Annotated in this window: 1 protein-coding gene; it reads right to left on the reverse strand. The window is 35.1% G+C overall.

What is annotated here, in order from left to right:
* Positions 1 to 80: 80 nt before the first annotated feature.
* The gene (tuf, locus tag ACKI3Q_RS07700) at positions 81 to 1,322 is read right to left on the reverse strand and encodes a translation elongation factor EF-1 subunit alpha (RefSeq protein ID WP_407415862.1); all 1,242 of its coding nucleotides are present in this window, start codon (positions 1,320 to 1,322) and stop codon (positions 81 to 83) included.
* Positions 1,323 to 1,560 lie beyond the last annotated feature (238 nt).

Genomic DNA, 1,560 nt, shown 5'->3' on the forward strand with positions numbered 1-1,560 from the left:
TTAAGAGATTTCTAATAAATTCAAAATTAAAACTAAAAAAAATAAAAAATTAATAATTAATTAAAAATTAATCATCAATCTTATTTTTTGTCAGTTACTTTAAGACATAAACCAGCTGCTACGGTTTGACCCATATCTCTGATAGCGAATCTTCCCATTGGAGGGATGTTTGCAGCTTCTTCCATAACCATAGGTTTGGTTGGTTTAATTTGTACAATAGCTGCGTCACCAGTTTTAATGAAGTCAGGTTTGGTAGCTTCAGGTTGACCGGTAGCAGGGTCGAGTTTAGAAGTTAAGTCTAAGAAAGTACATGCAGTTTGTGAGGTGTGACAGTGGAATACAGGGGTGTATCCAACGGTAATTACACCAGGGTGTTGTAATACTACAACTTGTGCAGTAAATTCTTTAGCTACGGTAGGAGCGTCAGTAGTGTGTCCAGCTACGTCTCCTCTTCTGATATCGTTTTTACCTACACCTCTTACGTTGAATCCGATGTTGTCACCAGGTTCAGCTTCAGGGAAAGTTTCGTGGTGCATTTCGATAGATTTTACTTCACCAGATACTCCAGCAGGTTCAAAGATAACGTTGTCTCCTTGTTTCATGATACCAGTTTCTACTCTTCCTACAGGTACAGTACCTACACCAGTAATGGAGTATACGTCTTGAATAGGAATTCTTAATGGTAAGTCTACAGGTTTTTCAGGTGGTACTAATTTGTCTAATTCATCCATTAAAGGACTACCTTTGTACCAGGACATGTTGTCGGAGAGCTCTTTGATGTTGTCTCCTTCAAATGCAGACATAGGGATGAAAGGAGTGGTTGCTGGGTCTCTACCAATGGATCTGAGTAAGTCAGATACTTCGCCTTTTACTTCGTTGAATCTGTCTTCACTGTAATCTACCATATCCATTTTGTTTACAGCAATGATTAATTGTTTAATACCTAAAGTCATGGATAAGAACATGTGTTCTTTGGTTTGTGGCATTACACCGTCGTTAGCAGCTACTACTAATACAGCTGCGTCAGCTTGGGATGCACCAGTAATCATGTTTTTAACGAAGTCTCTGTGTCCAGGACAGTCTACTACAGTGTAGTCGTATTTGTTGGTGGAGAATTTTTGGTGAGCTAAGTCAATGGTTACTCCTCTTTCTCTTTCTTCACCTAATTTGTCCATAACAAATCTGAATTTGTCTTCACCTTCATCTAATTGTTGTTCAGCGATTGCACCAGCTTTTAATAATAAGTGTCCTACTAAAGTGGATTTACCGTGGTCAACGTGTCCAATAAATGCTAAATTTAAATGTTCTTTTTCTTTTGCCATTATAAAAACCTCTTTTTATAAATTGTATATAAGTTAAGTATATAATTAAGTATAAGTTATTTGTTAAGTTATTTATATTGTTGAATATTTTTGAAATACTTATGAATTAATAATCAATAAATGTTATCAAAGATATATCAACGGATTTATTCTATAACTTACATGTAAAAATTACATGGTAACAATTACATGCAATATAAAATAAATCACATGTAATATAAGAATACTCAACTATATG

Origin of the sequence: Methanobrevibacter sp. (assembly GCF_045636185.1) — an archaeon.
Lineage (GTDB): Archaea > Methanobacteriota > Methanobacteria > Methanobacteriales > Methanobacteriaceae > Methanocatella.

What these genes read in the sequence shown, in the direction of transcription:
- tuf (WP_407415862.1), bottom strand. Translation starts at nt 1,322, where the DNA reads ATGGCAAAAGAAAAAGAACATTTAAATTTAGCATTTATTGGACACGTT.